The organism is Devosia sp. BK (genome assembly GCF_032907385.1).
Taxonomy (GTDB): Bacteria; Pseudomonadota; Alphaproteobacteria; order Rhizobiales; family Devosiaceae; genus Devosia.
Window position 1 is genome coordinate 740,735 of record NZ_JAIMBX010000002.1, and the last position, 7,688, is coordinate 748,422.

Sequence of the window (7,688 nt, forward strand, 5' to 3'; positions counted from 1 at the left end):
ATGAGCAAGATCCGCGTTCTCATCGTGGATGATAGCGCTTCGGTGCGTACGACGCTGAGCGAGATCATCTCTGCCGATCCGGACCTCGAGGTCATGGCGACGGCCGCCGACCCCTATGTCGCGGTGGAGAAAATCCGGCATGAAATTCCGGATGTGATCTTTCTCGACGTCGAAATGCCGCGCATGGACGGCCTGACCTTCCTGCGCAAGATTATGTCGCAGCGGCCTATCCCGGTCGTCATCTGCTCGGGCGCGGCCCAGGCGGGCTCGGACACGCTGATGCAGTGTCTTGAGGCCGGCGCGGTCGATGTCGTGACCAAGCCGCGCATCGACACGGCGCAATTCCTGCAAGAATCGCGCATGCGCATTTGCGATGCGGCCAAGGCTGCGGCTCATGCCAAGCTCAAAGGCCTCAAGAAGGCGGCGCCGGAACTCAAGGTCGAAGCCAAGCTCAATGCCGACGCGATCATTCCGCCGATTTCGGATACACGCCGCGAAAGTCTGATTGCCCGCATGCCGGTGACCGAGCCGATTATCTCGATTGGCGCCTCGACAGGCGGAACCGAAGCTTTGCGCGAAGTGCTAGAAGCCCTGCCCGAAAATAGCCCCGCTATCCTCATCGTCCAGCATATGCCGGAGAAATTCACGGGCGCCTTTGCGCGCCGGCTCGATTCTACCTGCGCCATTGCCGTCAAGGAAGCGGAAGATGGCGATCTGGTCATGGCCGGGCGGGCGCTGATCGCGCCGGGCAATGTGCATATGCAACTCGTGCGCAACGGCTTGCGCTACACGGTGAAAATCGTCGAAGGGCCGCATGTGTCGCGCCATCGGCCGTCCGTCGATGTGCTGTTCCGCTCGACGGCGCAGGCGGCTGGTCGCAATGCGCTCGGCATGCTGCTGACCGGTATGGGCGACGATGGCGCGAGAGGGCTCCTCGAAATGCGGCAGATGGGCAGCCCGACGGTTGCACAGGACGAAGAAAGCAGCGTCGTCTTCGGCATGCCCAAGGAAGCCATCCAGCGCGGGGCCGCGGTGCGCGTCTTGCCGCTCTCGCGCATGGCCGGCGAAATCAATGCCTTTGGCCGCAATGGCAACAAATCTACAGGAGGCCCGGCATGATCAAGAACAAGACCCAAGCCAGCACCGTTTCCGCCCTTTCCGCCGCCGTCGCCAAGCCGCGGCAGGATATCGAAGAATCCTTCGTTTCCGTCGGCGCGCGCCTCAGCGAAGGCGCCATGATGCTCAACAAGCTCACTCGCCTGTTCGAGGCGTTGCCGGCAGCCTTGCAGGGCGAGGAAGTCAGCGAGGCCAGCAGCCAGTTGCGCTCCGTCGCCAGCACGGCGCGGCAACTGACCGAAGACTTTGGCAAGGAAAAAGCCAATCTCAACCGGCTCGTCGAGGTGGTGTCGGCGGCCAATGGGCCGATCAACGAATTGCGCCGTACGGTCAAGATGATCGGCATCGTCTCGATCAATGCGCGCGTCACGGCGGCGGGCATTATCGGGGACAGCGACGATTTCGATGTTTTCACCACCGATATCGCCACGCTCTCCAACTCGGCGCATACGACGATCCACGAATTCAGCCAGGTCTACCGGCAGTTGACGGCGGAGGTCGATCGGGCGGCAAGCCAGCGCGAACGCTTCGACAAGGCGCATGCCCATACGCTGACCGAATTGGCCCAGCAGCTTGACGAGACGCTCGAAGCGCTCGATCGGCAGCGGTTGACTGCGGTCGAAGGCAGCGCCGAAACCGGCCGTGTCTCGCGCCAGATCGTCGGGCGGATCGGTAGCGCCGTCATGGCATTGCAGGTCGGTGACTCGACGCGTCAGCGGCTCGAACATATCGAAACCGGGCTCGATTGCCTCGCCGATATTATGGCGGGTAAGCCGGTCGATGGCGCAGTGCTGGATGACGCTGTGACGGCGGAGGCTCTGGCGGCGTTGTCGACGCTGGAACAGGAACAATTGCGCGCCACGGCGTCGAGCTTTGCCGATGAAGTGGGCGAAGCGGAAGGCGCGCTGCAGGCGCTGGCGATCGATGCCAGCACCATCATGACGGCGAGCCGCAATCTCTATGGCGGCAAGGGCGGCGACGCTTCGGCGCTCTCGACATTGAGTGCGCAACTACGCGAGGCCGCCGCGATTTTGCGGGACTGCGAAACCGAGCGCAACAAGCTCGAAGCGCTCGCCGCCGCGGTGCAGCAGACCGTTTCCGTGCTGCTCGGCCATGTGGCGGCGGTGCAGGAAATCGAATCCAATATGCGCCTTGTCAGCTTGAACGCTGCGGTGCGCTGTGCCCAGCTTGGGCCGCGTGGCGCGTCGCTGACCGTGATTGCAGCGCAGTTGCGCGAACTGACCACCGAGACCGTCGTGGCTGCAGAGGCTGCGATGACCCGGCTCGATGAAGCCTCGGCTTTGGCTGGTGCCTTCGTCGAGGCCGCAGGCGGCGAAAATGCGGGCCAGATCGGACGTCTCGAACAGTTGGCCAACCACGCGATGACGCTGCTCACCGGCCTTGACGAGCGGCTCTCGGTCGCGTCGGCGAGCCTCAATGCCGATGGTCCAAAGGTTATCAGCCTGCTCCAGGCAGCGGCCAAGGGGATCGACGGTCAATCGCGGCTTGCCGAGACCATGGACGACATTGCGCTGCAAATTGCCGGGCTTTCGACCGACCCCATGCCCGACCCGATCTCTGAGGCGCTGGCGCCGACGCTCGAGGGCCTTCGCAAAACCTATACGATGGAAGGCGAGCGCCAAATCCACAACCGGCTCTTTGGCAATGCCGCGCCGGCCGTGGAGGTCGAGGATGCCGCCAATGACGACATGGACCTCGACGCCCTGATGTTCTGAAAAAAAGGCCCGCTTCGGCGGGCCTTTTCTTTAGCGGGTGCAGGTGGCCGAGACTTTGCCCCAGGCACCGAACGAGCCTTCGACCTGCTTGGCATAGCCCATGGGCGTTGCGACGCGGGCGCCGGTAATGATGACTTGGCCAGCGCGAAGCGGATAGCCGCGCTTTTCGGCGTGGGGGGCGAGCCAGACGAGAGCGGCGAGAATGTCGGACCAGTTGGCGCCGGTTTCGACGCTCTTTGAGACAGCGCTATCGTAGCTCAGCGACACGGCAAGTGTCTGGACTGCCGACTGGATATCGCCCGAAATGGCCGGACCGACGACGACCGCGCCATTGCTTTGGAGATCGCCGAGCTGCAGGTTGCGCGGGGTGGCATCGCGATCGACGAAGGGATTGCCGACGAACTCGAGCGCCGGATGCACCGAGGCGATGGCGGCATGGGCAGTTTCGGCATTCACAGTGCCGGTAAGATCGGCGCCCAGTTTCACCGCGACTTCGACTTCGGCGATGATGAAACGGTGCTTTGCCGCATCAAGCGTGGCGCCGTTTTCAAAGTAACGATTGGCGGGGATGGGTGAGCAGATGGGTTCGCCCTCGCCGCCGGCGAGGATTTTCCAGCCGCCCGAGGGACCGATGCCGGCCATGATCTTGTTTTGGAGCGCATAGACCGCCGCCATATCGGCAGGCACGTCTTCGGCCGCGACCGGGCCGACTGGCGCACCGCCATCGTGAGCGGAAATCAGGGCTTGGCTCAGGGCGTCGAGACGGTCGGTCATGGAGAGGGGCTTTCGCTTCTGGTTTCGATCAGGCGGATTTCGGCATCCGCGCAAAGCGTGCGGATGGAGTCGTGCGGGCAAAAATCGGTGATGAACGTATGGGCCTGGGAGAGATGGCCGATACGGACGGGGGCAGTGCGGTCGAATTTGCTGGAATCGGAGACGAGGATGACATGGCGCGCATTGGCGATGATCGCCTGGGCGACCTTGACCTCGCGAAAATCGAAATCGAGCAGCGCGCCATCAGCATCGATGGCCGAAACACCGATGACGGCGAAATCGACCTTGAACTGACGGATGAAATCGACGGCCGCCTCGCCGACGATACCGCCATCGGACGGGCGCACGACACCGCCGGCGATGACGACTTCCATCGAGGGCACGGTGCGGAGGCGGTTGGCGACGTTGATATTATTGGTGATGACCATGAGGCCGCGATGCTCGGCGAGCGCCTGGCTGACCGCCTCGGTCGTTGTGCCGATATTGATGAAGAGAGAAGCATCGTTGGGGATGAGCGCGGCAGCGGCGCGGCCGATGGCCTGCTTTTCTTCCGTCGCGATCTGGCGGCGCGCTTCATATTCGACATTTTCGACGCCCGAGGGGTGCATGGCCCCGCCATGCGTGCGTTTGAGCGCACCGCGATCGCAGAGGATATTGAGATCCTTACGAATGGTCTGGGGCGTGACGTCGAAGGCTTCGACCAGTTGCTCGACCGTGACCCCGCCCTTTTGCCGGGCGAGTTCGACGATCTGGGCCTGTCGCATCTGGGGGTTCATAAATGTGCCCTTGGCTTTCGTTTCGTGAGTAAACGAAAGCGGGGGCTGGGGGAAGGGCGCAGGACTACTTGGCAAGCGCCGACCACTTCACCTGGGGCACGAAAGTGAAATCGCGATCGAAGGGGAAGCTGGGGCGCGGGGTGTGGTTGCGGGTGGTGCGCTCGACGAACTGGTCGACGACACCGGGTGAGAGGGCCATGATCCCGGGATTGGCGATGGGGCCGAGTTCGGGTGAGAGATAGCCCGATTTCACCGCGATGATCTTTGCGCCATGCGGATCGAGGCCGAGCTTGGTGAAATCGAGGATATTGTGGAAGGGGCGGCGGCGGGCGGTGAGCACGAGGTCGATGCCGCCGATGCGGACCACAGCTTCGCGATAGAGCGGGTTTTCGGTTTCCAGGAGGAAGACTACTTCGGCTGACACATCGACTGGAGTCGAAGACGGGTCGAGGCTGGCGCCGATATGGAGCGGCAGGGTGGCGCCGACACCGGCTGCATAGGCGGCTTCGGTGGCGGCGCGATCGGCAATGCCGGCAAAGATGACGCCCCGGGCGTTCTTGGCGATGAGGGCGGCTAAAACTTCGGCGCGGTCGCCGACGCCGCCGCCCGTCGGATTATCGCCAGACTCGGCGAGGACGACGGGGTAGGTAGTGCTGGCAATGGCTCGATCGACGCAATCCTCTATCGAGCCGGTCTCCATGCCGAAGACGAACTTTTCGCGCACGTCCCAATAATCCTGGGCCAGCTTTGTCGCGGCCGCTTCCATTGTGGCCTTATCAGTGCCGGTGATAACGGCGCAGGCGGTCGCGCGGGGCTCGTCGGCCCAGACATAGCCGACCTGGAAGGAGGCGTCCCAGATGCCGGTCGGTTCTTCGATCTCGTGGAGTTGGGTGTAAAAGCTTTTGGCCGGTTCGTCCTGGGTGGAGGTGCGTTCGCCGGGGAGGAGAACGGGAACGGGCGCCCAGGCGAGCTTTGGGCGGACGCCAGTGCGGAGCGCCCGGACCAGCATGGTGACGGCGCGGCGCATGGTGTCGGGCACGTCGATATGGGGCGCGGTCCGATAGGTCGAAAAGATATCGAGCCCATCGACGATTTTCTGGCTGACATTGCCGTGGAGATCGTAGCTCGCGGCGATCACGACGTCGGGGCCGACGAGGTCGCGCACGGCAGCGATGAAATCGCCTTCGGCATCGAACATGCCGTCGACGAACATGGCGCCATGCATGGCGAGATAGACGCCATCGAGTGGCAGGGCGGCGCGAATGCCATCGAGAATCTCGGCCTTCCACTTGTCATAGAGCGCGCGTTCTACGGCCCCTCCGGCAATGGCGCGGGCGTGGAGTATGGTGATGAATTCGGCCGGGAAATGCGTCAGGAAATCAAAATATTGATCGCGCAGCATGGCGGGGCTGCGCAGCACGCGAAAATCGGCTTCGCGCGCGATGACGGGATTATAAGTTGAACATTCGGTGTGGAGACCGGCAACGGCAATGCGCATCAGAGCACTCCTGGAACTTCGGCTTCGGGATTATGGGTGCTTTTGACCGGCTTGGGCACGAGGCGGCCGGTGAGCAAGAGGCTGAGGAGGAGGAAGGGCACGACGCAGGCAATGCCGATGCGAATGCCGGCATGTTCGGCGACAAAGCCGATCAGCGGCGGGCCGATGAGAAATCCGGTGAGGGCGACGAAAGAGAGAACAGCGACATTGGCGGAGGCAGCACGATCGCCGAGCCCAGCAGCGGCTGTGACGGCGAGCGGGAAGCCGACGGAAACGCCGATGCCGATAACGCCAAAGCCAAGCAGTGCCAGTTCGACCCCCGGTGCGAAAAACAGCAAAATACCGCCAAGAACCGCGAGGGCGCCGCAGAGGCGGGCCGTGCCGACGGCGCCGAACCGGCGCTTGAGAAAATCGCCGCCAAAGCGGCCGGCGGCCACCATGAAGGCGAAGAGCGAATAGCCGAGGCCGACGAGCCCGCCTTCGGCCGAAAGGGCATCGCGGAGGAAAATGGCGGACCAATCGGCCATCGCGCCCTCGGTCATGGTGATGCCGAAGACAAAAAGACAGATGCCGATCAAGGCTGGGCTTGGCAGCGACCAGGCGGATTTTTGCGTCTGGCCTTCTGCGGGCGCGTCATGAAGTTTTGGCAGGGCGGTCGCAGTGGCGAGCGCGATGGGGAGGACCACGGCGGCAAGGAGCGGCACGGCGCTTTGCGGGGCAAGGCCGATGGCGGCAAAGCCAGAGCCGATGAGGCTACCGGCCATGATCCCCAGCGACCAGCAGCCGTGCGAGGTATTCATGATCAGCTTGCCGCTCGATTTTTCGACGAGATCGGCCTGCACGTTGAGCCCGAGTTCGACGAAGGAAATAGCGGAGCCGGCCAGCATCAGCGCGATGAAGAGGAGGATCGGGTGCGGCGCGAGGACCGGCAGGCTGACGGCGGCGGAATAGAAAACAAAGCCCCAGAAGATGGCGGCGCGGGCGCCGATCTTGGCAACGAGCGGACCGGCAAAGGGCAGGGTGATCAGCGTGCCGCAGGGCATGCCGAGAAGCGCGAGTGCGAGGCCTGCGGGACCGAGGTCCAGGCTCGCCTGGATTTCCGGGATGCGCGGCAGCCAGGAGCCGAACGCGACGGGCTGGAGGAAGAAGGCCTGCATGGTCAGGCGCTGTGGGGTGAAGTTGAGCATGTTCCCTGCCATTCACTGTATTTGCCGCTGCATCCCCCTCACCCGTCTCGGGCTTTGCCCGATCCACCCTCTCCCCGAGGGGGCGAGGAATAGAAGGGGCCGGAAGATGGGGGCCGCCCCGCCATTCGAGCATAGCTCTCATGGCCTTGCCGCCTCAAATCGCTCCACTGGAGCGATTTGCCCTAGCGGGACGTCGGCAAGCCCATCGGATAGGGCAGATAGCCCACAAACCCGGTGAGCTTCCACTGGCCCTCGACCTTGCGGCAGAAGTAGAGGGTTTGCCAGTTGAGGCGATCGGTGCCGCCGTCGCTTAGTTTGATTTCGCCGTTGAACTTCTTGTGCGCAATCGCGCGGGTGTCGGTGATTTCGATTGCGGTCAGGCTCGTCGCGCGGTGAATGCCGGCTTCGACATCCTCGGCATAGGATTGGGCCTGGCCCTCACGCGCTTGGCGCAGCCACTCGTCACGATAGTCGGCAAGGGTGATGGGGTGGACGCCCCCCCGGCGGCATCGATGTGCCAAAGTGGAGGTGTGAACACACCACTTGAGGAGGCGCCCATGTCGGAAGTTACCACAATCGGTCTGGATATCGCGAAGAACGT

The 7,688-nt window shown here is 63.3% G+C and carries 7 protein-coding genes; 2 read left to right on the forward strand and 5 right to left on the reverse strand.

All coding sequences use genetic code 11. The features are described 5' to 3' along the window. Together DevBK_RS15605 and DevBK_RS15610 are read left to right on the forward strand one after the other, a co-directional pair. Entirely contained in the window at positions 1 to 1,119 is a 1,119-nt protein-coding gene (locus DevBK_RS15605; RefSeq protein WP_061911696.1) for a chemotaxis response regulator protein-glutamate methylesterase, read from the forward strand. Next, entirely contained in the window at positions 1,116 to 2,852 is a 1,737-nt protein-coding gene (locus DevBK_RS15610) for a hypothetical protein (RefSeq protein WP_317186097.1), read from the forward strand. Before DevBK_RS15605 ends, DevBK_RS15610 begins: the two co-directional genes overlap by 4 nt. 30 nt (positions 2,853 to 2,882) lie before the next feature. Here DevBK_RS15610 and DevBK_RS15615 read toward each other — a convergent pair whose 3' ends face one another. From DevBK_RS15615 to DevBK_RS15635, 5 genes are all read right to left on the reverse strand, one after another. Continuing rightward, complete coding sequence (locus tag DevBK_RS15615; RefSeq protein ID WP_317186098.1) at positions 2,883 to 3,626, reverse strand: fumarylacetoacetate hydrolase family protein; 744 nt, start codon at positions 3,624 to 3,626, stop codon at positions 2,883 to 2,885. Next, positions 3,623 to 4,402, reverse strand: a complete 780-nt coding sequence (locus tag DevBK_RS15620; protein WP_317186099.1) for a DeoR/GlpR family DNA-binding transcription regulator — start codon at positions 4,400 to 4,402, stop codon at positions 3,623 to 3,625. Before DevBK_RS15620 ends, DevBK_RS15615 begins: the two co-directional genes overlap by 4 nt. A gap of 64 nt (positions 4,403 to 4,466) precedes the next feature. Continuing rightward, entirely contained in the window at positions 4,467 to 5,900 is a 1,434-nt protein-coding gene (locus DevBK_RS15625; protein WP_317186100.1) for a M81 family metallopeptidase, read from the reverse strand. Then, positions 5,900 to 7,087, reverse strand: a complete 1,188-nt coding sequence (locus tag DevBK_RS15630; RefSeq protein WP_317186101.1) for an MFS transporter — start codon at positions 7,085 to 7,087, stop codon at positions 5,900 to 5,902. Before DevBK_RS15630 ends, DevBK_RS15625 begins: the two co-directional genes overlap by 1 nt. A gap of 182 nt (positions 7,088 to 7,269) precedes the next feature. Next, positions 7,270 to 7,674, reverse strand: a complete 405-nt coding sequence (locus DevBK_RS15635) for a hypothetical protein (RefSeq protein WP_317186121.1) — start codon at positions 7,672 to 7,674, stop codon at positions 7,270 to 7,272. Between the last annotated feature and the right edge of the window lie 14 nt (positions 7,675 to 7,688).